Genomic DNA, 22,516 nt, shown 5'->3' on the forward strand with positions numbered 1-22,516 from the left:
CAATGGCAATTCTGGACCGCTTCGACATCAAGGGTCGCTCCGCGCTCGTCACCGGCGCGGCATCCGGCATCGGCCTCGCCTATGCCGAGGCCATGGCCGAGGCCGGCGCGATGGTCACGCTGACCGATATCGACGGCGAAGGGGCCGAGCGCGAAACGGCGCGGCTGAAGGAAGCCGGATACGAAGCGCGGTTCGACCGGCTCGACGTTTCGGATTTCGATGCTGTTGCCGCAGCCTTCGATGCCCACGCCAAGGCCTATGGCGGGCTCGACATCGCCTTCGCCAATGCTGGCATAGATACCGGGGCCGGTTTCTGGAACCCTGCCGGCCACCGCAACCCGGATGGCCAGGTCGATACCTATGATCCCAATCGCTGGGACAAGTCGATCTCGGTCAATCTCTCCGGCGTGTTCTACACCGTCAGCAACGCCGTGCGCGTGATGAAACAGCCCGGCCGCGCCAATGGACGCAGCGGTGGTTCGATCATCTGCACCGCCTCCAACGCGGGCCTCGTCACCGAACCCATCGTCGGTCTGCCCTATATGCCGGCCAAGGCGGGTGTGCTGCACATGGTGCGCGCGCTGGGGCTGGAGCTTGCCGAGTTCCGCATCCGCATCAACGCCATCGCGCCGGGGCCGTTCGTCACCAACATCGGCGGAGGCTGGCTCAAGAAGGACCCCGTCGCGCGCAAGGCATGGGATGCCATCGTGCCGCTTGGATCGGTGGCGGAAACCGACCAGCTAAAGCCGCTGGCGCTGCTGCTTGCCTCCGATGCGTCGGACTACATGACCGGAAGCCACGTCGTGATCGACGGCGGCATGATGCTGGGGAAATATCAGTGAAGCGAATTGCCATTCTCGCCGCGGGCCTTGCGCTCGCCGGCACCGCCCAAGCTGCGCAGAAGCTCGGCGAAGTGCAGCCCCAGCGCAGTCCTGAACAGGTCTACGGCGCCGTCTGCGGCTATTGCCACGGCAAGAACGTCGGCCCGGTGATCCGCGGCAGGGCGCTCCCCGCCAGCGCGGTCGAATACATCGTCCGCCACGGCCAGAACGCGATGCCCGCCTTCCGCCCCACCGAAGTCTCCCCCGCCGAACTCAAGGCTCTGGCCGCATGGGTCGAAAAGAGCAGCGCTGACCCCAAGGAAAAAGGCCAATGACCGCGAACATCGATCGCCGCTCGCTGCTCGGCGGTGCGGCTGCAGGCGCCGCCGCTGTCGGTCTCGGTACCGGAGCCAAGGCCAAGGCCGTCCTCGCCCCCGGCGTGAAGAAGCGCGATTTCGCGGGCGCTGTCGCTGCGATGCGCAAGGTCGTCGGCGCGGAATGGGTCTTCGCCGATCCCGAAGCCGTCTCGCCGTGGAAGAAGTCCTACACGCCCGATCCCTATGGCAAGCACGTCCCCGTCGGCGCGGTCTGCCCTGAGAATGTCGAGCAGGTGCAGGCCATCGTCAGGATCGCCAACCAGTTCCGCCAGCCGATCTGGCCCGTCTCGACCGGCAAGAACATGGGCTATGGCCAGACGACCACCGCCGCCCCCGGGCAGATGGTGCTCGATTTGAAGCGCATGAACCGCATCCTCTCGGTCGATACCGAGCTGTGCACGGCGCTGGTCGAACCGGGCGTGACCTACCGCCAGCTCAAGGACTATCTGGTCGAGAACAACATCCCGCTGTGGATCGATGTGCCGACGGTTGGTCCCATCGCCAGCCCCGTTGGCAACACGCTCGACCGCGGCGTCGGCTACACGCCCTATGGCGAGCATTTCATGGTCCAATGCGGCATGGAAGTCGTCCTCGCGGACGGCGAGATCCTGCGCACCGGCATGGGCTCGACCAAGAACCCCTCCGCCTGGCAGGCCTTCAAGTGGGGCTACGGACCCTACCTCGACGGCCTGTTCACCCAGTCGAACTTCGGCGTGGTGACCAAGATGGGCATGTGGCTGATGCCGCAGCCACCGGTCTACAAGCCCTTCGTCGTCCGCCACAAGAAGATGGAAGACGTCGCCCGCATCGTCGAAGCCATGCGCCCGCTGCGCATCGCCAACATCGTGCCCAACGTGGTGCTGATGATGGGCGGCGCTTACCAGCTCGCCATGTTCAAGCGCCGCGGCGAGGTGTGGGACGGCAGCGGCCCGATCACCGACGAGGCCGTCGCCAAGTCCGCCACGGCCAATAACCTCGGCATGTGGAACACCTATATCGCGCTCTACGGCACCGAGGGGATGATCGCCGAAAGCGAGAAGATCATCCGCGCCGCCTTTGCCGCGATCGACGGCGAAGTGCTGACCGAAGCCGAAATGGGCGACAACCCGTGGTTCCACCACCATGCGACGCTGATGCAGGGCGGCCTCAACCTCGATGAGATCGGCCTCGCCCGCTGGCGCGGCAATGGCGGCGGCCTTGCCTGGTTCGCCCCCGTTGCGCCGGCAAAGGGCAGCGAGACGCAGGGTCAGGTCGAGCTCGCCAAGCAGATCCTTGGGCGTCACGGTTTCGACTATACCGCCGCCTTCGCCATCGGCAGCCGCGAACTGCACCACATCATCGCGCTGCTCTACGACAAGTCGGACCCCGCCGAGGAAAAGCGCGCCGACGATTGCTACCGCGAGCTCGTGACCGGCTTCGGCGAGCGAGGCTGGGCCAGCTACCGCACCGGTGTCCACGCCATGGACCTTGTCGCCGAGCAGTTCGGCACGGTGAACCGCGCCTTCAACGCGAAGCTCAAGCACGCGCTCGATCCCAACCACATCCTCGCCCCCGGAAAGTCAGGAATTCTGTGATGATCAGGAAAACGCTTCTGGCGCTGGCCGCCACGCTGCTTGCGACGACCTCCGCGCATGCGCAGGAAAAGCCGCTCACGGTCGAAAGCCTTCGCACCAGCGGCGGCTCGCTCTTTGCCAATATCGCGCTGATCAAGGGCGAGAAGGATGCGGTGCTGGTCGATGCGCCGTTCACCCGGGCCGATGCGCACCGCGTCGTCGCGATGGTGCTCGACAGCGGCAAGCACCTCACCACGATCTTCATCACGCACGACCATCCCGATCACTTCTTCGCGATGGAGGTGCTGCAGGATGCCTTTCCCGATGCAAAGATCGTCGCGCACCCGGTCGTCGCCGCCGATATCTGGCGCTCGCTGCCCTACAAGGTGAAGCGCTGGTATCCGGTGCTCGGCGTCAATTCGCCCCGCCACCCCACCGCGCCTGCCGCGCTGGAGGGCGACACGATCATGCTCGAGGGCAAGGAACTCAAGGTCCTCGGCCCGGTGCAGGGCGACCATGTCCATGCCACCGCGCTCTGGGCCCCTTCGATCAAGGCGCTCTTCCCGGGCGATCTCGTCTACAACCAGATGTTCCTGTGGATGGGCGAGCATGACGCCGCCGCCATCGCCGCCTGGGGCAAGGCCAATGACAGCTTCATCGCGCTCAAGCCCGAGATCGTCGTTGCCGGGCACAACAAGCCGGGCCTGCCGGACGATCCCTCGGGTCTCGAGTTCACGCGGCGCTATATCGCCGAGTGGCCCAAGCTGGTCGCCGCCTCGAAGGACAGCGCAGACCTTGCCGCCCGCGTGAAGAAGGCCTTTCCGGACGCGGTCGACGTGCTCGGCGATTTCCTGCTCGGCAATTCCACCCGCGTCGCCAAGGGGGAGCAGGCCGCATGGACCGAATGACCTTTGCCGACAAGGCTGTCCTCGTCACCGGCGGCGCCACCGGCATAGGACGGGCTGCTTGCGTCGCCTTTGCAGGCGCGGGCGCCAAGGTCATCATCGGCGATGTCGACCCGCGCGCCGAGGAAACCGTCGCGATCATCAAGCAGGCGGGCGGTGAGGCCTCGTTCTGCCAAGCCAACGTGACCGACGCTGCCGCGATGGACGCGCTCGTCGCCGCCTGCGTCCAGCGTTACGGCCGGATGGATGCGGCGTTCAACAACGCCGGCGTTCTCCCCCCGCAGCGCCCGATCCATGAAGTCACGGTGGAGGAGATGAACCTCGCCATCGACGTCGATTTCAAGGGCGTGTTCTTCGCGATGCAGGCCGAAATCCGCCATTTCCTGAAAGTCGGCGGCGGCGCCATCGTCAACACCGCCTCGGTCGGCGCGCTGATCGCGGACCCGAACATGAGCGTCTATTGCGCGATGAAGCACGCGGTCTCGGGCCTCACCAAGGCGGCGGCGGTGGAGTACGCGCAAGCGAACATCCGCGTGAACGCCATCGCACCGGGCTTCGTGGTCACCCCGATGACGCAGCACTGGGCCGACGATCCGAACTTCCGCGCCGCGTTCTTCGCCGGCAACGTCAGCGGCCGCGCCGCGCAACCGGAGGAAATCGCGGGGACCGTGCTGCACTTGTGCTCCTATGCCGCCAGCTTCATCAACGGCGCGACCATCGCCATCGATGGCGGCCAAACCGCGCACTGAGGAGCCGAACCGATGCGCGCCGCCGTCATGCAGGGCCTGCACAAGCCACTCGTCATCGAAACAGTGGCCGATCCGGTGCCAGGCGCGGGCGAAGTGGTGGTCAAGGTCGGTCGCTGCGGCATCTGCGGTTCCGATCTCCATATGACCGAAGACCCGGCCTACGGGCAGGGCGCGGGCTCGATCCTTGGCCATGAATTTGCAGGCGAAGTGGTCGAACTCGGGAAGAGCGTTGAAGGCCTCGTCAAGGGCGATCTGGTTGCTGTCAGTCCGCTTAAAGGCTGCGGCACATGTCCGGCCTGTCTCGCCGGCAACGTCTCGTGGTGCGACAGGTTTGGCCTGCAGGGCGGCGGCTATGCCGAATATGCGCTCACCAGCCCGAACCAGTGCGTGAAGCTGCCGAAATCAGCGAGCCTTGCCGATGGCGCGATCATCGAACCGCTCGCGGTGGCGCTCCACGGTGTCGCGATGGCGGGCATGCGCATCGGTGACAAGGTGCTGATCCTCGGCGCAGGCCCCATCGGCCTCGCGACCGCGTTCTGGGCTCGGCGCATGGGCGCTGGGCGCGTCGTGGTGCAGGATGTCGCGACCTGGCAGCAGGAACGCGCGCTGGCCATGGGCGCGCATGATTTCATCGCGGACCGCGAGGATCCGCTGGGCGCTGCGGAACGCGCGCTGGGCGGCAAGGCGGACATTGTATTCGAATGCGTTGGTTTGCCCGGCCTCATCGCGCAGGCCGTCGAGCAGGTCCGCGCACGCGGTGCCATAGTGCTCCTCGGCCTGTGTACCGTGCCCGATACCTTCAACAGCTTCGCGATGCTTTCCAAGGAAGTCCGCCTGATCACCTCGGCGTTCTTCACGACCCACGAATACCAGGCGGCGCTGGATGCGCTCGACCGGGGCGCGGCCGAACCGCGCCTGCTGATCACCGAAACCATTCCGCTCGCCCAGACCCCCACCGTGTTCGAAGCGCTCCGCCGCCGCACCGAACAATGCAAGGTGCTGATCGAGCCCGGCGCCTGAAGCCATAAACAGAGAGAGGACAGCCCGATGAACCTCGCCACCACGATCCCGACCAACGCCATCGAACGCGCGGTATTCGAATGCATGAACCCGACCGAGGCGCTGTTCAACGCGACCACGAACCCGCTGCACCGCGCAATCCTGCTCAATTTCTGGCGCCACGTGAACCTCGAAGGCGCCGGGCTCTATGACGATATCACCGCCAGCGACATGATGGTGGACCACCCGGTCTACCGCGTGACATGGGGCGCCAACCCCGCCGTGATCGAAGGCAAGGAGGGCGTGAAGGGCTTCTACAACAGCGTCGGGCAAGCCGTGCTGTGGCATTCGGACGACCGCCTCGCCGTGAACGACTGGGGCATCTGCGACGAGATCACCTTCCACCAGCTGGCGAAGGGCGCCGACCTTGCCGCCATGGGCTATGATGCGCCCAAGGCGGACGCGCTCTATCACGTCTCCAGCCGGCAGGCCTTCATCTGGCCCTATGACGACAAGGCGCGGCTTGCCGGCGAACACCTCTACGAAGACCCGACCAGCGTGAAGCTGGAGGAAGTCTCGCCCGACGAAGCGACCACACCGACCGCGATCCAGGCCATCCACAAGGCCAAGCTCGCCCAGCTCGAAGCGCGCTTCGGGCCGCGTTACTGGGTCTATCGGGGCTGAGGCGAGGGGAGGCTTTTTGGCGATGCGCACCTTCCACGACAAGCGCGCCTTCGTCACCGGCGGGGCCAGCGGGATCGGCTTCGGTGTGGTCAAGGCCCTCGCCAAGCGCGGCGCCTTCGTGGTGATCGCTGATCTGCGTACCGACCATATCGACCACGCGCTGCGTGAAGTCCGGGAGGCCGGGTTTGCCAGCAGCGTTGCGGCGCTTCAGCTCGACGTCACGGACCGCGCCGCCTTCGCCGCCGTGGCAGAACGCATGGATATCGAACTCGGCGGCGTGGACATTCTCGTCAACAATGCCGGTGTCGGTGTGGAAGGCCCGGTGCTCGAAGCGGGCTATGCCGATTGGGACTATGGCCTGGGCGTCAATCTCGGCGGGGTGATCAACGGGTTGCAGAGCTTCCTGCCGCGCATGATCGCGCATGGCCGGGGCGGGCATGTCGTCAACGTCTCGTCGTTGGCCGCCGCCGTGCGCATGCCGGCCAACTTCGCGATCTATGCGGCCGGCAAGGCCGCGGTGCTCAACCTGTCCGAGAACATGCGCGAGGAACTGGCGGGCAAGGGCGTCGGGATGTCGGTGCTGTGCCCGGCCTTCGTGCGCTCCAATATCCACGAGGCGGCGCTCAATCGCCCGGCGCACTTGCGGCAGGGCAGCGGCTTCACGCTGAGCGAGGCGACCTTGCTCGACCGTCCGCCGGGTGACGACTGGATGGATCCCGAAGTAGTCGGCGAGATCGTCGCGGACGGCATTCTCGCCAACCGGCTCTACATCATGACCCACGGCGAATTCCGCGACAGAATGCGCGAGCGCCATGAACTGCTGATGAGCGCCGTGCCCGAAGCCGCCTTCCAGTACTAGACGGGCTTGTCCTCCCGCACGCGCAGCATCGCGAATGCTGCGGCTGCCATCACCACAGCGCCGACCAGCATGGTCCACTTGGGATCGGTGGGGAAGAAACTGCGGATCACCCCGCCCATGATCGTCGCGACCATCAGCTGCGGCACGACGATGAACACGTTGAACACACCGATGTAGACGCCGAACTTGTGCGGCGGCAGCACGCGGGTGAGGATCACATAGGGCATGGCCAGGATCGAAGCCCAAGCGATCCCGACGAAGATCATCGGCAGCAGGAGCGACCACTGGTCCCGCAGCACGAGCAGCAGCAGGAACCCCACACCGCCGCCGAGCAGGCACAGGGCATGGGTGCGCGCATTACCGATCCGCTTCGCCAGTACCGGCAGCAGGAACGCGGCCAGTGCAGCAACGCCGTTGTAGAAGGCGAACATCACGCCCACCCAGTCGGCCCCGGCATTGTAGGCAGCACCGGTCGTATCCGTCGCGCCGAATGCATATTTGGTCACCACCGGCGTCGTGTATATCCACAGGATGAACAGCGCGGTCCAGGTGAAGAACTGCGCCACTGCCAGCTGCCGCATCTGCGCGGGCATCTGTGCCAGGTCGCTCATGATCTCGGCCAGCGCGCCCTTGGCCTGCAGCGCGCGCAGCACGATCTGGGCAAGACCGAACGCCACGAGCCCGCCGCCCAGCACATAGAGCTGCTTGTCGAGTTCCAGTTCGCCGACGACCGCAAGCAGCACTGCACCCAGCGCAAGCCAAAGCGGTCCGCGCGTGGAATAAACGAGCGGCTGCGATCCGGGCTCGGCATGGTTCTCGCCGCCGAATGCCGCCATTTCTGCGGGGCTGTACTCGCGTACGGTAAGGGCTGTCCACGCCACGGCCAGCACCATCGCTGCCGCCCCGATGAAGAAGCTGAGCCTCACGGAATCGGGCACCACGCCCTCGGGCGCCGTATTGGCAATGCCGAAGTGCGCGAAAACCGCCGGCAGCACGCTGCCGATCACCGCACCAGCGCCGATGAACCAGGTCTGCAGCGCAAAGCCCTGCGCGCGCTGGTTGTCGGGCGTCATGTCGCCGACAAAGGCACGGAACGGCTCCATCGCGACGTTGAGCGAGGCATCGAGCAGCCAGAGGAATCCTGCGGCGAGCAGCAGGACTCCGGCTTGCGGCAGGCCCAGCAGCGCGAGCGCGGAAAGCACGGCGCCTGCAACAAAGTAGGGCCGCCGCCGCCCGAACCGGCCCCAGGTCCGGTCCGAATAGTGGCCGATCAGCGGCTGCACGATGAGGCCTGTCACCGGCCCGGCGATCCACAGGAATGCGAGATTGTCGACACTGCTGCCGAGCGACTGGAAAATCCGGCTGACATTGGCGTTCTGCAGCCCGAACGCGAGCTGGATGCCGAAGAAGCCGAAGCTCACGTTCCACAGTCCCCAGAAGGACTGCTGCGGTTTTGGGCGGGTCGTCACGCGGTTTTCAGCTCCCCCATGCGCTGCAAAGCGCAGGCATTTGCCTTGTTTTCTCGGGCCAACCCTAGGCCAGCATCGCAGCGCGGGCAGCAATGCATACGAATGTCATCCATTTGCTGCGCATAAAAATGCTGCGCATGATCAGCCGCCGGTGCTGCCGCGCACGACCAGCCGCGTGGGCAGGAAGGGCGAGGGGCGGGGCTTGTCCTCGACTTGCGCCATGACCGTTTCTACAAGCGCGACCCCGGCATGCCGCATGTCCTGCATCACCGTCGTCAGCGGCGGCGAGGTCAGGCTGGCGGCCGGAATATCGTCGAACCCGACCACCGCGACATCGCCCGGAATGCCGAGGCCCACCTCGCCCAGCGCGCGCATGGCGCCGATGGCGATCAGGTCGCTTGCAGCAAAGATCGCATCGAACGGTTTGCCGCCGGCGAGCAGCTTCTTCGCGGCCTGATAACCCAGTTCCTCGGAGGAAATGGCAGGCACCACCAGTTCCGGATCATGCGTCAGTCCCGCCGTCTCGACCGCGCGGACAAGGCCTTCGTAGCGGTTCTTGAACTCGGGATAGTGGCTGTCCGCCTGGCCCAGAAACGCGATTTTCCGCCGTCCGCGCGCCAGCAGATGCTCGCCGGCCAGCCGCCCTGCGCCGAAATTGTCCGAGCCTACCGTCGCGCCGATCGTATCGGGCTCCACCGCGCCCCAGCGCACGAAATGCGCGCCGCTGCGCACCAGCTGGCGCAGGCGGCTTTCGTAGAGCGTGTAGTCGCCGTAGCCGAGCAGGATCAGCCCGTCGGCCCGGTGGCTGTCCTGGTAGCGCTTGTGCCAGTCGTCATCGAGCCGCTGGAACGAGATCAGCAGATCCAGCCCGCGCGCGGCGCAATGCCGGGTGATTGAGCCGAGCATCGCCAGAAAGAACGGATTGATGCCGGATTCGTCAGGCGTCGGATCCTCGAAGAACAGCAGCGCCAGCGTATTCGAACGCTGCGAGCGCAAGGACGAGGCGTTCTTGTCGACGGTGTAGCCAAGCTGGCGGGCGATCGCCTCGATCTTCTGGCGCGTGGCAAGGCTGACCGACTTGCTGCCGCGCAAGGCACGGCTCACGGTCGGCTGCGAAACGCCCGCCAGATAGGCGATGTCGAAACTGGTCGGCTTGTTGGACGGCCTGCGGCCCATCGCTTGCAACCTCCTCCCGCGCCGCCGTGGTTTTTCCCCACGATCAGACGGGCGGTACCCTACGCATGAAAATGCATGGACGCAATTGCCCCCAAGGACTGAGGCGTTTGTGTGGATTCTCAATGCATCGACCGTGGCAATTCGGTGTCACTTCAAGGCGCCAAGCCCGCGGAATCCCGATGGTATACGTATGCCATATTCGTATCCAACCGCTCCGGTTCTACCCAACGCCGCGTACTGAACCCGGAAAAACCGTGTTCCGACAACGTCGAGGCCACGATCCGGCCGCATGGGGGAGATCTGATTTCCATGGCTAAGCACACCCTTTTTGCATTTGGCAGTTCGGCGATCGCGCTGACCGCTGCTGCTCTTGCTGCACCTGCCTTCGCGCAGACCGCCGCATCACCCGCTCCTGAGGCATCGACTAACACGACGGCCGATGATACGCCGATGGTCGTGACCGGCTACCGCGGCTCGCTCAACGCCTCGGCCTCGATCAAGCGCGTTGCACCGACCATCGTCGAGGCGCTGTCGTCCGAAGACATCGGCAAGCTGCCCGACGTGTCGATCGCGGACTCGCTCGCCCGTCTGCCCGGCGTGACCTCGCAGCGCCTCGAGGGCCGCGACCAGCGCCTCTCGATCCGCGGCCTTGGCCCGGACTTCGGCACCACCCTGCTGAACGGCCGCGAGCAGGTCACCGTGGGTGACAACCGCGGTGTGGAGTACGACCAGTACCCGGCCGAATTCTTCAAGAACGTCGTCGTCTACAAGGCCCCGACCCCGTCGCTGGTCGCCGCCGGTATCGCCGGCACGGTCGACCTGCGCATGCTGCGCCCGCTGGCGCAGAAGGACCGCATCATCGCGCTGCAGCTGCGCGGCCAGCTGAACGAGCAGCAGAAGCTCAACCCAGACGGTACCCGCTACGGCTACCGCGCCACGGCGACCTATGTCGACAAGTTCGCCAATGACACCTTCGGTATCGCGATCGGTGTTTCGGCGACCAGCGCGCCGACGCAGATCGAGCGCTACAACGCCTGGGGCTTCCCGAACGAAGGCAGCGCGGGCGGCAACCTGTTCCTCGGCGGCGCCAAGCCCTACGTGCAGTCGAACAAGCTGCAGCGCTACGGCGCGGTGGCGACCCTCGAGTACCAGCCGAGCGACAACTTCCACTCGACCCTCGACGTGCTCTACTCGAAGTTCAAGGAAACCCAGCTGCTGCGCGGCATCGAATTCCCGATCGCCCCGGCCTGGGGTTCGGGCGCGACCGTGCAGCCCGGCTACACGGTCAATGGCGGCCTCGTCACGTCCGCGACCGTCACGGGTGTTCATGCCGTCCAGCGCAACGACCGCAACTTCCGCGATGCCGACAACTTCTCGGTGGGCTGGAACAACCAGATCAAGCTGAACGACAAGCTGAACCTGACGGTCGACGCGGCCTACAGCCTCGCCAAGCGCACCGACGACCTGCTCGAGACCTACACCGGCACCGGCTACGCCGTGAGCGGCCCGTCCGACACGCTGAGGATCTCGGCCAATCCCAACGGCACCTTCAACATCGTGCCGACGCTCGACTACACCGACCGCAACATCTTCGGCATCACCGATCCGCGTGGCTGGGGTTACAACGGTACGCGTGCCGTGGTTCAGGCGGGCTTCCTCAACCGTCCGAAGTTCAAGGACGACCTCATCTCGCTGCGCGCCGACCTCGAAGGCAAGATCGACGATGCGGGTGTGCTCTCGGGCTGGCAGATCGGCGGCAACTACAGCCGCCGCAAGAAGGTCTCGGCGTTCACCTCGTTCTTCCTGTGCCCCAAGGGCGCCGGCAGCAACTGCTCGGTGGACAGCGGTACGCCGCAGTTCGCGCCGATCCCGGACCAAGCCGTCATCGGCACCGTGCCGCTTGCCTACCTCGGCGTGCCGCAGATGCTCGCGCTCGATCCGATCTACCTCGTCAACAACTCGCTTGCATCGGTCTTCGACAACCGTCCGGTTTCGCTGGTGCGTGACAACACCGTCACCGAAAAGGTGTGGACCGCGTACGGCATGATCAAGCTTGACGGCGATGTCGCCGGCAAGAAGCTGACCGGCTCGATCGGTGTGCAGGCGGTCTATACCGATCAGAGCTCGAGGGGTTCGATCTCGCGCTTCGACTCGGCGACCGGCGATGTGCTGGTGGTTCCCGCAACCGGTGGTGACAAGTTCTGGCGCATCCTGCCCAGCGCCAACTTTGCGCTGGAAGTCGCCAACTCGACTTACGTGAAGCTGGCCGCGTCGCTCAGCATGGTTCGTCCGCGTCTCGATCAGGAGCGCGTGAACCAGGAACTGAACTTCAACTTCCAGAACATCGGCTCGAGCGATCCGACCCGGCCGTTCTTCCAGTCGACCGGTGGCAATGCGCAGCTGCGGCCGTATCGTTCCGCGAACGTGGACCTCTCGGTCGAACACTACTTCCCGAAGGGCGGCTATGTGTCGCTGGCCGGTTACTACAAGCGGCTTACGGATTTCGTGAACCCGCAGCGCAACCTGCCGTTCGACTTTGCCGCTGTGGCGGCCTCGTTGCCCGCCGCGATCCGCAACCAGCTTGCGACGACGGTCGGCGTGGTTTCACAGCCGCTCAACGACGGTCGCGGCTCGCTGAAGGGTGCGGAACTCACTGTTTCGGTGCCCTTCTCGCTGCTCACGCCTTCGCTTGACGGCTTCGGCTTCTATGGCAGCGGATCCTATACCGACAGCACGATCCGTCTCGGCGACAACAGCAACCCGATCACGTTGCCGGGCCTGTCGGACTGGGTGGCCAACGCTTCGATCTACTACGAAAAGCACGGCATCCAGGCGCGTGCTTCGTATCGCTACCGCTCGAAGTTCCTCGCCGAAGTCGCGGGTCTGTCGGCCAACCCGACCTACCGCACGGCGAAGGCGGAAGGCATCCTCGACGCCCAGATCGGGTATGACTTCCAGCCCGGTACGACGCTCGAAGGCCTCTCGGTCCTGTTCCAGGCGCGCAACCTTACCGATCGTCCGTTCATCACCTATCAGAACGATGACGTGCGCCAGGTGATCGACTATCAGCGTTACGGCCGCGAGTACTATGTCAGCGTGAGCTACAAGTTCTAATACCTATGCGGGGTTCGGGCGGATGGCTTGCTGCAAGACCATCCGCCCGGTACCTTCGCCCGATGCCTGATACCCCTACCAAGCACTGGCAGGCTGATCGCGGGTCGGTCAGCCGCGCCCGAACCGCCGCGCCTGCCACGTTCGGTCCTGGCCGCCCGGCATCCCCTTTCTACCCTCACGCGAGGAGCCTGCGATGAGCAGCACTGAGACCAGCGGTAGCGCCAGCACCCCGGGCCCCGTGCGCATCGTCGTGGCTGGTGGCGGGACCGCTGGCTGGATGGCTGCATCCGCCCTGGGCCATTTCCTCGATACCGGCTTCACCGTCACGCTCGTCGAATCCGAAGAGATCGGCACCGTCGGCGTCGGCGAGGCGACGATCCCCCAGATCCGCATGTTCAACCAGGCGCTGGGGATCGACGAGGACGCGTTCATCCGCGCCACGCAGGCCACCTTCAAGCTGGCGATCGAGTTCGTGGGCTGGGGCGCTCCCGGCGAGCGCTACATGCATGCCTTCGGCGATGTCGGCCGCGATGTCGGGCTCTGCGCGTTCCATCATTACTGGTCACGTGCGCGCCGTCTCGGCCTTGCCGGGCCGCATGGCGATTATGCGATCAATGATGTGGCCGCACATGCCGGCCGCATGCATCGCGGGGCACCGCTGACCAGCCGCAACGTTCCCGAGATGCCGCACGCGTTCCACTTCGATGCGGGGCTCTATGCCGCCTTCTTGCGCCAGTTCGCGGAAAGCCGCGGAGTGACGCGCCGTGAAGGCAAGATTGCCGAAATCCGGCAGGATCCGCTCAGCGGTGATATCACGCAGCTGGTGCTGACCTCCGGCGAGGAAATCGCCGGCGATCTGTTCATCGACTGCACCGGTTTTCGCGGCCTGCTGATCGGCGGCGCCATGGGCAGTGGCTATATCGACTGGACGAACTGGCTCCCCTGCGACCGCGCGCTGGCAGTGCCGAGCGGCCGGGTCGAGGATTTCACTCCCTATACCCGCGCGACCGCGCATGACGCAGGCTGGCAGTGGCGCATTCCGCTGCAGCATCGCACCGGCAATGGCAGGGTCTATTGCAGCGCGTTCACTTCGGATGAGGCGGCGGCGGAAAGCCTCCTTGCGCATCTCGACGCGCCCGCGCTCGCCGATCCCAGGCCCATCCGCTTCACCACCGGCCGCCGTGCCGAGGCGTGGCGGGGCAACGTGATCGCGGTCGGGCTTTCGAGCGGATTTCTCGAGCCGCTGGAATCGACCAGCATTCACCTGATCCAGTCCGCGATCTCGCGCATTCTCAAGTTCCTGCCCGGCAAGGACCAGACGCAGGCCGCGCGCGATGAATACAACCGGCAATTCACCTTCGAGATGGAGCGCATCCGCGATTTCATCGTGTTGCACTATCATGTGAACCAGCGGCCCGAGCCGTTCTGGCAGGCCATGCGCAACATGGCGCTGCCGGACAGTCTGGCCGAGCGGATCGAGCTGTTCCGCGCGAACGGCCATATCTTCCGGCATGGCGACGAGCTGTTCAGCGAAGTGGGCTGGTTTCAGGTCATGGCCGGGCAGGGGATTGTCCCCGAGCGCAGCCACGCGCTGGCGGAAACGATCAGCGAGGCCGATCTCAAGGGCTATCTCGAGACGCTGAACGGGCTCTATCGCCGCGAAGTCGAGCGCTATCCGGGCCATGCCGAGTTTATCGCCCGCCACTGCGCCGCTCCGCCGCTCAAGATGGGTGCTGCGGCGTGAAGCGCCGGGCCCGCCTTGCCGTGATGGCTGCGCTGGCGGCTGCAAGCGCGCCGGTCCATGCGCAGGTGTCGCTCGATGCGGTGCGCGCGCGCCCCGCGGCGGGTGAGCTCATCTATTTCCTGCTGCCGGACCGGTTCGAAAACGGCGATCCGGCCAATGATCGCGGCGGGCTCAAGGGAGATCGGCTCAAGACCGGGTTTGATCCTGCCGCCAAGGGTTTCTATCACGGCGGCGATCTCAAGGGCCTGATCCAGCGGCTCGACTACATCAAGGGGCTGGGCGCGGCGGCGGTCTGGGTCGGCCCGGTGTTCAAGAACAAGCCGGTGCAAGGCGCGCCCGGGCAGGAAAGCGCCGGGTATCACGGCTACTGGATCACCGATTTCACCCGCGTCGATCCCCATTTCGGCACGAACGCGGACTTCAAGGCGCTGGTCGATGCCGCCCACGCCCGCGGGCTGAAGGTCTACATGGACATCATCGCCAATCACACGGCGGATGTGATCCAGTACCGCGAGCGCGCGGCAGACGGCGGTTTTCCCTATCGCAGCCGCGCCGACTATCCCTACTCGCGCAAGGGCGGCACCGCGGGCACAGCGATCAATCCGGGTTTTGCGGGCGACGAGGCTTCATCCGCCGACAACTTCGCCAGGCTGACCGATCCCGCCTTCGCCTACACGCCCTTCGTTCCTGCGGACGAGAGCCATGTGAAGGTGCCCGAGTGGCTCAACGATCCGCTGTTCTACCACAACCGCGGCAACACCACCTTTACCGGCGAGAGCAGCCGTTTCGGTGATTTCGTCGGTCTGGATGATCTGTTCACCGAACATCCGCGCGTCCGTGAGGGCATGATTGCTATCTACCGGCAATGGATCGAGGATTTCGGCATCGACGGCTATCGGATCGACACGGCGCGGCATGTCGATCCCGGCTTCTGGCAGGCGTTCATCCCGCCCATGCTTGAAGCGGCCAAGGCGAGGGGCATCCCCAACTTCACGATCTTCGGCGAAGTCGCGCGCGAGGAGCCGGGCAACGGCTACATCGCCCAGTACACCCGGCGCGACGGTTATCCGGCGGTGCTCGATTTCGCCTTCGAGGGCTCGGTCCGCGCGGTTCTGGCGCAGGGCAAGGGCACGCACGTGCTGGCAGAACTGTTCGACGGCGACGTGCTCTACGAAGGCGGCGAACAGGCCGCGCTCGCGATGCCGACCTTCCTCGGCAACCACGACATGGGCCGGTTTTCCTCGCTGATCCGCCACGATATGCCGGGGATCGGCCAGGCCGAACTCGAAGCGCGCGTGCGCCTTGCCCATGTCATGCTGCTCACGCTGCGCGGCTCGCCGGTGATCTACTACGGCGATGAACAGGGCTTCGTCGGCGACGGCAACGACACCGACGCGCGCGAGGACATGTTCCCGTCGCACACGGCGAGCTACCTCGACAATCCGCTGCTCGATGCGGCGCGCCCGGCGGCCGCTGATCACTTCGATCCGGCGCACCCGTTCTACCGCATGATCCGCGCGCTTGCCGCCTTGCGCACGGCCCATCCTGCCTTGGCGCGCGGGCGGCAGATCGTGCGCGGGTATGCGGAGAAGCCGGGCCTGTTCAGCGTTTCGCGCTTCGATCCCGCGACCGGCGCGGAATATCTGATCGCGTTCAACACCTCCAATGCGCCGATCCAAGCCGCCACCGTGGTCGGCACATCGGCCGAAACGCTCGAAACGCTGTTCGGCGCGTGTCCGGCGCGCGTTTCCGCGCCGGGCAGCGTCACGCTCGATCTCCCCGTGTTCGGCAGCGCGGTGTGCCGCCTTCTCCCTTCCTCCCCAGGGACCCAGATTACCAGATGACCAAAGCGAACGCCAAAGCCCACCCTGCTCCTGCCGCGCAAGAATTGCCGTGGTGGCGCGGCGCGGCGATCTATCAGATCTATCCGCGCAGCTTCTGCGATGCGAACGGCGACGGCATCGGCGATCTCCCCGGCATCACCGCGCGGCTTGATCACGTGGCGGCGCTGGGTGTCGATGCGATCTGGGTCTCGCCGTTCTTCACCTCGCCGATGCGCGATTTCGGCTATGACGTGGCCGATTACTGCGACGTCGATCCGATTTTCGGCACGCTCGCCGATTTCGATCGCATGGTCGAGCGCGCGCATGAGCTGGGCCTCAAGGTCACCATCGATCAGGTCTATGCCCATACCTCGGATCAGCATCCGTGGTTCGAGGAAAGCCGGCAGAGCCGCGACAACCCGCGCGCCGACTGGTACGTCTGGGCCGATCCGCAGAAAGACGGCTCACCCCCCAGCAACTGGCAGTCCGTCTTCGGCGGCCCGGCGTGGACGTGGGACGCGCGCCGCTGCCAGTATTACCTGCACAATTTCCTGAGCAGCCAGCCGCAGATCAATGCGCATAACCCGGCGGTTCAGGACGCGCTGCTCGGCGTGATGAAGTTCTGGCTGGACCGCGGTGTCGACGGCTTCCGCATCGATGCGCTCAACTTCCTGATGCACGACCCGGCGCTGCGCAACAATCCGCCTGCGCCCTATGACGGGCGCCGCAGGACTCGGCCGTTCGACTACCAGCTCAAGATCTACAACCAGTCGCACCCGGGCATTGTCGGCTTCATCGAGCGCGTGCGTGCGCTGTGCGACCGCTATGGCGCGGTGTTCACCGTGGCTGAAGTCGGCGGCGATCTGGCCGAGACCGAGATGAAGGAATTCACCGCCGGGGATGACCGCCTCAACAGCGCCTACGGCTTCGATTTCCTCTACGCCGACCGCCTGACGCCGCAGCTGGTGGCGGATACGCAGGCCAAGTGGCCGGATACACCGGGCATGGGCTGGCCGAGCTGGGCGTTCGAGAACCACGACGCGCCGCGCGCGCTGTCGCGCTGGTGCTCGCCGGAGGATGTTCCCGCGTTTGCGCGGATGAAGGCGATGCTGCTCGCATCGCTGCGCGGCAATATCATCGTCTATCAGGGCGAGGAACTGGGCCTCACGCAAGTCGAGATCCCCTTCGAGCAGATCCAGGATCCCGAGGCTATTGCCAACTGGCCGCTCACGCTTTCGCGCGACGGCGCGCGCACGCCGCTGCCATGGCAGGCACAGAGCGAGCAGGGCGGCTTCACCACCGGCCAGCCTTGGCTGCCGCTGGGCGCGGACAACCACGCCCGCGCGGTCGATCTGCAGGACGCCGACCCGGCTTCGCTGCTCAACCTGACGCGCGCGCTGCTGGCGCTGCGCAAGGAGAATGCGGCGCTGCGGGCGGGGGATTTCACGGTCCTGCACGCGGCGGGTGATGTTCTGGCCATCCGCCGCAGCGCGGACGGTTCGCGCGTCACCGCCGTGTTCAACATGGGCCATTTCGCCGCGCCATGGCCGGCGGCCGCTTCGCCTGCCGGCCGCGTGCTGTCCGCCGTCAATGGTGCTGCACCCGGCTCGCTTCCGCCATTCGGCGCCCTGCTCATCGAGGAATGATCCCGATCATGTTGCAAATGTCCCGCACGGCCATGCTCGGCGCATTGGTCGCCGCCGCCTTGTTGCCTTCGTCCGTGCAGGCGCAGACACCGCCGCGGCGCCCTGTCGTCACTGCAGCGTCGCCGGATGGCTCGCTGGTCGTCACCGTCACCACAGACAACGATGGCCGCGCGACCTACTCGCTCTCGCGCAAGGGCAAGCTGCTGATCGGCGCCTCCAAGCTGGGCTTCACGCTGACCGACGGCCTCGCCATGGTGCGCGGGTTCCGCATCACCGGCTCCGAGACGGCCAGCGCGGACAGCACCTGGGAGCAGCCGTGGGGCGAGCGCCGCTTCGTGCGCGATCACCACAACGAGCTGCTCGTCCGGCTCGAACAGAATGCCGACTATGGCGCCCGCCGCATGAACGTGCGCTTCCGGCTGTTCGATAACGGCTTCGGTTTCCGCTATGAGCTGCCCGAGCAGCCGGCGATGAAGACGATGAAGATCGCCGACGAGTGGACCGAGTTCAGCGTCGCACAGCCGGGTACGGCCTGGTGGATTCCGGGCGGCGAATGGAACCGCTACGAGCAGGTCTACCAGAAGACGCCGATCGACGCTGTTTCCACCGCGCACACACCGATCACCATGCGCCTCGATGACGGCACGCACCTTGCGTTTCACGAGGCCGCGCTGGTCGGCTATTCGGGCATGTGGTTCAAGCGCGCCGACGGGCAGCTTTTCCGCTCGACGCTGGCGCCGTCGTCGCGCGGGGCGAGGGTGATCCGCGACCTGCCGTTCAATACGCCGTGGCGCACGGTCCGCGTGGCTGACAATGCGGCGGGGCTGGTCGAGAACGACCTCGAGCTCAACCTCAACGAACCCAACAAGATCGGCGACGTCAGCTGGTTCAAGCCGATGAAGTACATCGGCATCTGGTGGGGCATGATCCGCGGCGACTGGACCTGGGCCGAGGGGCCGCGCCATGGCGCGACCACCGAAAGGACCAAGCAGTACATCGACTTCGCCGCGAAGAACGGCTTCGGCGGCGTGCTGGTGGAAGGCTGGGACAAGGGCTGGAACGGCGACTGGTTCGGCCACGGGCAGGATTTCAGCTTCACCGAGCCGACCCCCGACTTCGATCTCAAGGCGGTGACGGCTTATGCCGCGAAACAGAAAGTGCAGCTGATCGGCCACAACGAGACCGGTGGCAACATCGCCAATTACGAAGCGCAGCTGGAAGACGCGATGAAGCTCTACCAGTCGCTTGGCATGCACGCGGTGAAGACCGGTTACGTGGCCGATGCCGGCGGGATCATCGCGCCCGGCGACAAGCCCGGCGAGACACGCATGGAGTACCACGACGGCCAGCGGCAGGTGGCGCATCACCTCAAGGTGGTCGAGACAGCCGCGAAGTACAGGATCGCCATCAACGAGCACGAACCGGTCAAGGATACCGGGCTGCGCCGGACCTATCCCAACTGGATCGACCGCGAAGGCGCGCGCGGCATGGAATACAACGCATGGGGCCAGTTCGCCAACGGGCCGGACCATGAGCCGACGCTCGTTTATACCCGGATGCTGTCTGGCCCCATGGACTACACACCCGGAATCCTGAGCCTTGAAGGCGCGAACCATGTGCCGCTGGCCTCCACGCTGGCGAAGCAGCTCGGGCTCTACCTCGCGCTCTATTCGCCGATCCAGATGGCTTCGGATTTCATCGAAAGCCTTGCCGCGCACCCCAAGGAGCTACAGTTCATCCGGCAGGTGCCAGCCGATTGGTCGGAAAGCCACCTGATCGCGGGCGAAGTGGGCGATTTCGCGATCTTCGCGCGCAAGGATCGGAACAGCGAGGACTGGTACGTCGGCGGCGTGAATGGTCATACCGCGCGCGATGTGACGCTGGCGATGGATTTCCTCGATCCAGGCAAGACCTATATCGCCACGGTCTGGAAGGATGGCGAAGGCGCGACCTACGAGACCGATGCCCGCCACCGCATCGCCTATGCCACGCTCACGGTGAAGAAGGGCGACAAGCTGCCGCTCTGGCTCGCGCCCGGCGGCGGCGCGGCGATCCGCCTCCATCCGGGCAAGTAGGCGCATGACGGCAGCGCGGCGTTTCGTCATCCTTGGCGGCGGCACGGCCGGATGGATGGCGGCCGCGCTTATCGCGCACCGCTGCCGGGATCATCCGATATCGGTCACGCTGGTCGAGAGCCCGGAGATCGGCATCATCGGGGTGGGTGAGGGCTCCACTCCGCAGCTCAAGGTCTTCTTCGATGAACTCGGCATCGCCGAGCGCGAATGGATGCCCGCCTGCCATGCCACCTACAAGACCGGCATACGCTTTGCAGGCTGGTCCGATGCGCCGGGGTTCGAGAGCTACTTCCACCCCTTCCAGTCCGCGCTCGACGGGCATACCGCTCCGGCCTTCTATTTTCATACCCGTGCCCGGCGCACCGGACGTGACGTGGTGGCCCATCCTGACCGCTTCTTCCTCGGCGCACGCCTCGCCGAGGCGCGGCTCGGCCCGGTGCCGGGCGAGAACTTCCCGTTCGATCTGGGCTATGGCTACCATTTCGATGCAACGCTGGTCGGCCAGTTCCTCGCCGCACATGCGACAACAAAGCTCGGCGTCCGGCATGTCCCGAGGCGGGTCGCCGGCGTGCGGCGCGGCGCCTCCGGTGCGATCGCGGCGCTCGTGCTCGAAGGCGGCGAAGAGGAGATCGCCGGCGATTTCTTCATCGATGCCTCGGGGTTTCGCGCCAGCCTGATCGGCGAAGCGCTTGGCGAGCCGTTCGAAAGTTTTGCCGGGAACCTGTTCAACAATGCCGCCGTCGCGCTGCCCGGTGCGCGGGACGAAGGCGCAACCTCGTGCGAGACCGTCTCGACCGCGCTGTCCTGCGGATGGGCCTGGCGCATCCCGCTGACCGGCCGGACCGGCAACGGCTATGTCTATTCCAGCGATTTCATCAGTGCCGACGCCGCCGAGACCGAGCTGCGCCGCCATCTCGGCCTGCTCGATGCGGATGTCGAGGCGCGCCATCTTGCGATGCGGGTGGGGCAGGTGCGCCGTTCGTGGGTCGCGAATTGTCTCGCCATCGGGTTGGCACAGGGCTTCATCGAGCCGCTGGAGGCGACCGCGCTGCATATTGTCCATGCCACGCTTTCGGGCTGGATCGAGGCGCTGCTGGCGGATGGCTTCGGCCCAGCGCATCGCGACCAGTTCAACGCGGCGATCCATGCGCGCTATGAAGGCATTCGCGATTACATCGTCTGCCATTACCGCATGAACCGGCGCGATGGCGATTACTGGCGGGCGAATGCCGAGCATGACGTGCTCTCGGACAACCTCAAGGCGGTGATGACCTGCTGGTTCCGGGGCGGCGAGCTTGATGCGGAAGTCGCCCGTCTCGGGATCGACCGGTACTACGCGCCGCTTTCCTGGCATTGCCTGCTGGCGGGGTATGGCCAGTTTCCCGAAGCTGCCCGCCTGCAGCCGCCCGAGCCCGACCTGCCGCTGGCGGACATGGCGAAGATCGATCGTTTCATCGCGGGCTGTGCGCTGAACTTCCCGGCGCACGACGACTTGCTGGCGCAGCTCGAGGAGGCATGATGCGGCGTTTTTTTTGGGTGCTGGTCGCCTTGATGGTCCTGCTGTCTGCCCCGGCACGTGCGGAGGATGGCGGGCGGCTGATCGAATACGAAAGGGTGGAAGCCGCAGGCCTGCCGCCGCAGCGCCTCACGATCTGGCTGCCGCCGGGTTACGAGACATCCGGCAAGCGCTACCCGGTGCTCTACATGCACGACGGGCACAACCTGTTCGAGCTGAAGAACAGCAACTTCAACAAGATCTGGGCGGCGGACAAGGCCATGCTCAAGGTCGCGGCAGAGCAGGGGATCGAGCCGCGCATCATCGTCGGCGTGTGGGCGCCGGGCAAGGACCGCTTCCGCCAGTATCTGCCGCGCCCGGCCTATGATGCCGCACCGCCGGCGCTCAAGGCCAAGATGGACGAAATGGCGGATGGGCCGGTGATCTCGGACGCCTATCTGGCGTGGCTGGCCGGACCGCTCAAGACCTGGGTCGACGCTTCCTTCCGCACACGTCCGGGGCGCGCCGATACCGCCATCGCCGGCTCGAGCATGGGCGGATTGATGAGCTGCTATGCGATTGCCGCGCGGCCCGACGTCTATGGCCAGGGCGCGTGCATCAGCTCGCACTGGCCGGCCATCGGCCCCGATACCGTCAAGGGCTTCAACCCAGAGACGCTCGCCGTCTGGACCGGCTTTTTCGACCGGACCCTGGGTGCGCCTCGCGGGCGGCGGATCTGGATGGACCACGGCACCGGCACGCTCGATGCGTTCTATGCACCTTATCAGGAACCCATCGACGCCGGGTTCGCCAAGCTGGGCTGGCAGCGCGGGAGCGATTTCGAGAGCCGGGTCTATCCCGGCGCCGAGCACGAGGAAAACGCCTGGGCCGCACGCCTGCCCGAAATCTTCGCATGGCTCTTCCGCCGCTGACTGGCATGACCCGCGCAACTCGCATACTTATGCGTGATGAACCCCAAGGCATTCGGGTCTAGGGAGCCGTCGGGCGCTCTCGTGCAGCGGCCCGG

The 22,516-nt window shown here is 65.7% G+C and carries 17 protein-coding genes; 15 read left to right on the forward strand and 2 right to left on the reverse strand.

Features of this window, described 5'->3' with window-relative positions; translation table 11 throughout:
• The first annotated feature begins 2 nt into the window (after positions 1-2).
• Genes IP83_RS00450 through IP83_RS00485 form a run of 8 tightly spaced genes read left to right on the forward strand, consistent with a single transcriptional unit; the run spans position 3 to position 6,947 of the window.
• Positions 3-842, forward strand: coding sequence for an SDR family NAD(P)-dependent oxidoreductase (locus tag IP83_RS00450; RefSeq protein ID WP_054120235.1), 840 nt, complete (start codon positions 3-5; stop codon positions 840-842).
• Positions 839-1,156 carry a cytochrome c gene (locus tag IP83_RS00455; RefSeq protein WP_054120236.1) on the forward strand — a complete coding sequence of 106 codons (318 nt, stop codon included), beginning with the start codon at positions 839-841 and terminating at the stop codon, positions 1,154-1,156. The genes IP83_RS00450 and IP83_RS00455 overlap by 4 nt, the downstream gene beginning before the upstream one ends.
• Complete coding sequence (locus tag IP83_RS00460) at positions 1,153-2,772, forward strand: FAD-binding oxidoreductase (RefSeq protein ID WP_082364379.1); 1,620 nt, start codon at positions 1,153-1,155, stop codon at positions 2,770-2,772. The genes IP83_RS00455 and IP83_RS00460 overlap by 4 nt, the downstream gene beginning before the upstream one ends.
• The gene (locus IP83_RS00465; protein WP_054120237.1) at positions 2,772-3,659 is read left to right on the forward strand and encodes an MBL fold metallo-hydrolase; all 888 of its coding nucleotides are present in this window, start codon (positions 2,772-2,774) and stop codon (positions 3,657-3,659) included. The genes IP83_RS00460 and IP83_RS00465 overlap by 1 nt, the downstream gene beginning before the upstream one ends.
• Positions 3,647-4,405 (forward strand): SDR family NAD(P)-dependent oxidoreductase, encoded by a 759-nt coding sequence (locus tag IP83_RS00470; RefSeq protein ID WP_054120238.1) that lies wholly within the window; start codon positions 3,647-3,649, stop codon positions 4,403-4,405. Before IP83_RS00465 ends, IP83_RS00470 begins: the two co-directional genes overlap by 13 nt.
• Before the next feature lie 12 nt (positions 4,406-4,417).
• Positions 4,418-5,425, forward strand: a complete 1,008-nt coding sequence (locus IP83_RS00475; protein ID WP_054120239.1) for a Zn-dependent alcohol dehydrogenase — start codon at positions 4,418-4,420, stop codon at positions 5,423-5,425.
• 27 nt (positions 5,426-5,452) lie between these two features.
• The gene (locus IP83_RS00480; protein ID WP_054120240.1) at positions 5,453-6,088 is read left to right on the forward strand and encodes a hypothetical protein; all 636 of its coding nucleotides are present in this window, start codon (positions 5,453-5,455) and stop codon (positions 6,086-6,088) included.
• 22 nt (positions 6,089-6,110) lie between these two features.
• Positions 6,111-6,947 carry an SDR family NAD(P)-dependent oxidoreductase gene (locus IP83_RS00485; protein WP_082364380.1) on the forward strand — a complete coding sequence of 279 codons (837 nt, stop codon included), beginning with the start codon at positions 6,111-6,113 and terminating at the stop codon, positions 6,945-6,947.
• On the opposite strand, the gene IP83_RS00490 is transcribed toward IP83_RS00485, so the two are convergent.
• Complete coding sequence (locus tag IP83_RS00490; protein ID WP_054120241.1) at positions 6,944-8,416, reverse strand: MFS transporter; 1,473 nt, start codon at positions 8,414-8,416, stop codon at positions 6,944-6,946. The two genes, IP83_RS00485 and IP83_RS00490, sit on opposite strands and share 4 nt — an antisense overlap.
• Before the next feature lie 141 nt (positions 8,417-8,557).
• Positions 8,558-9,592 carry a LacI family DNA-binding transcriptional regulator gene (locus tag IP83_RS00495; protein ID WP_054120242.1) on the reverse strand — a complete coding sequence of 345 codons (1,035 nt, stop codon included), beginning with the start codon at positions 9,590-9,592 and terminating at the stop codon, positions 8,558-8,560.
• A gap of 309 nt (positions 9,593-9,901) precedes the next feature.
• Here IP83_RS00495 and IP83_RS00500 point away from each other — a divergent pair, with 309 nt between their 5' ends.
• The 7 genes from IP83_RS00500 (at position 9,902) to IP83_RS00530 (ending at position 22,421) form a co-directional block, all read left to right on the forward strand.
• Positions 9,902-12,706: a TonB-dependent receptor gene (locus IP83_RS00500; protein WP_054120243.1), complete on the forward strand. Its 2,805-nt coding sequence runs from the start codon at positions 9,902-9,904 to the stop codon at positions 12,704-12,706.
• A gap of 193 nt (positions 12,707-12,899) precedes the next feature.
• On the forward strand, positions 12,900-14,450 hold the full coding sequence (locus IP83_RS00505) for a tryptophan halogenase family protein (protein ID WP_054120244.1): 1,551 nt from the start codon (positions 12,900-12,902) through the stop codon (positions 14,448-14,450).
• A gap of 23 nt (positions 14,451-14,473) precedes the next feature.
• The gene (locus IP83_RS00510) at positions 14,474-16,294 is read left to right on the forward strand and encodes an alpha-amylase family glycosyl hydrolase (RefSeq protein ID WP_197274232.1); all 1,821 of its coding nucleotides are present in this window, start codon (positions 14,474-14,476) and stop codon (positions 16,292-16,294) included.
• Positions 16,291-17,919 (forward strand): alpha-amylase family glycosyl hydrolase, encoded by a 1,629-nt coding sequence (locus IP83_RS00515; RefSeq protein ID WP_054120246.1) that lies wholly within the window; start codon positions 16,291-16,293, stop codon positions 17,917-17,919. The genes IP83_RS00510 and IP83_RS00515 overlap by 4 nt, the downstream gene beginning before the upstream one ends.
• A 17-nt stretch (positions 17,920-17,936) precedes the next feature.
• Complete coding sequence (locus IP83_RS00520) at positions 17,937-19,994, forward strand: glycoside hydrolase family 97 protein (RefSeq protein ID WP_054120260.1); 2,058 nt, start codon at positions 17,937-17,939, stop codon at positions 19,992-19,994.
• 4 nt (positions 19,995-19,998) lie between these two features.
• Positions 19,999-21,513, forward strand: coding sequence for a tryptophan halogenase family protein (locus IP83_RS00525; RefSeq protein WP_054120247.1), 1,515 nt, complete (start codon positions 19,999-20,001; stop codon positions 21,511-21,513).
• A complete protein-coding gene (locus IP83_RS00530; RefSeq protein WP_054120261.1) occupies positions 21,513-22,421 on the forward strand; it encodes an alpha/beta hydrolase in 909 nt (302 codons plus the stop codon). Before IP83_RS00525 ends, IP83_RS00530 begins: the two co-directional genes overlap by 1 nt.
• The last annotated feature ends 95 nt before the right edge of the window (positions 22,422-22,516 follow it).

Source organism: Novosphingobium sp. AAP93 (assembly GCF_001296055.1).
Lineage (GTDB): Bacteria > Pseudomonadota > Alphaproteobacteria > Sphingomonadales > Sphingomonadaceae > Novosphingobium.

Coding starts and splice junctions, on each gene's coding strand:
- IP83_RS00450 (WP_054120235.1), top strand. CDS start 3: ATGGCAATTCTGGACCGCTTCGACATCAAGGGTCGCTCCGCGCTCGTC.
- IP83_RS00460 (WP_082364379.1), top strand. CDS start 1,153: ATGACCGCGAACATCGATCGCCGCTCGCTGCTCGGCGGTGCGGCTGCA.
- IP83_RS00465 (WP_054120237.1), top strand. CDS start 2,772: ATGATCAGGAAAACGCTTCTGGCGCTGGCCGCCACGCTGCTTGCGACG.
- IP83_RS00470 (WP_054120238.1), top strand. CDS start 3,647: ATGGACCGAATGACCTTTGCCGACAAGGCTGTCCTCGTCACCGGCGGC.
- IP83_RS00475 (WP_054120239.1), top strand. CDS start 4,418: ATGCGCGCCGCCGTCATGCAGGGCCTGCACAAGCCACTCGTCATCGAA.
- IP83_RS00480 (WP_054120240.1), top strand. CDS start 5,453: ATGAACCTCGCCACCACGATCCCGACCAACGCCATCGAACGCGCGGTA.
- IP83_RS00485 (WP_082364380.1), top strand. CDS start 6,111: ATGCGCACCTTCCACGACAAGCGCGCCTTCGTCACCGGCGGGGCCAGC.
- IP83_RS00495 (WP_054120242.1), bottom strand. CDS start 9,592: ATGGGCCGCAGGCCGTCCAACAAGCCGACCAGTTTCGACATCGCCTAT.
- IP83_RS00500 (WP_054120243.1), top strand. CDS start 9,902: ATGGCTAAGCACACCCTTTTTGCATTTGGCAGTTCGGCGATCGCGCTG.
- IP83_RS00505 (WP_054120244.1), top strand. CDS start 12,900: ATGAGCAGCACTGAGACCAGCGGTAGCGCCAGCACCCCGGGCCCCGTG.
- IP83_RS00510 (WP_197274232.1), top strand. CDS start 14,474: ATGGCTGCGCTGGCGGCTGCAAGCGCGCCGGTCCATGCGCAGGTGTCG.
- IP83_RS00515 (WP_054120246.1), top strand. CDS start 16,291: ATGACCAAAGCGAACGCCAAAGCCCACCCTGCTCCTGCCGCGCAAGAA.
- IP83_RS00520 (WP_054120260.1), top strand. CDS start 17,937: ATGTCCCGCACGGCCATGCTCGGCGCATTGGTCGCCGCCGCCTTGTTG.
- IP83_RS00525 (WP_054120247.1), top strand. CDS start 19,999: ATGACGGCAGCGCGGCGTTTCGTCATCCTTGGCGGCGGCACGGCCGGA.
- IP83_RS00530 (WP_054120261.1), top strand. CDS start 21,513: ATGCGGCGTTTTTTTTGGGTGCTGGTCGCCTTGATGGTCCTGCTGTCT.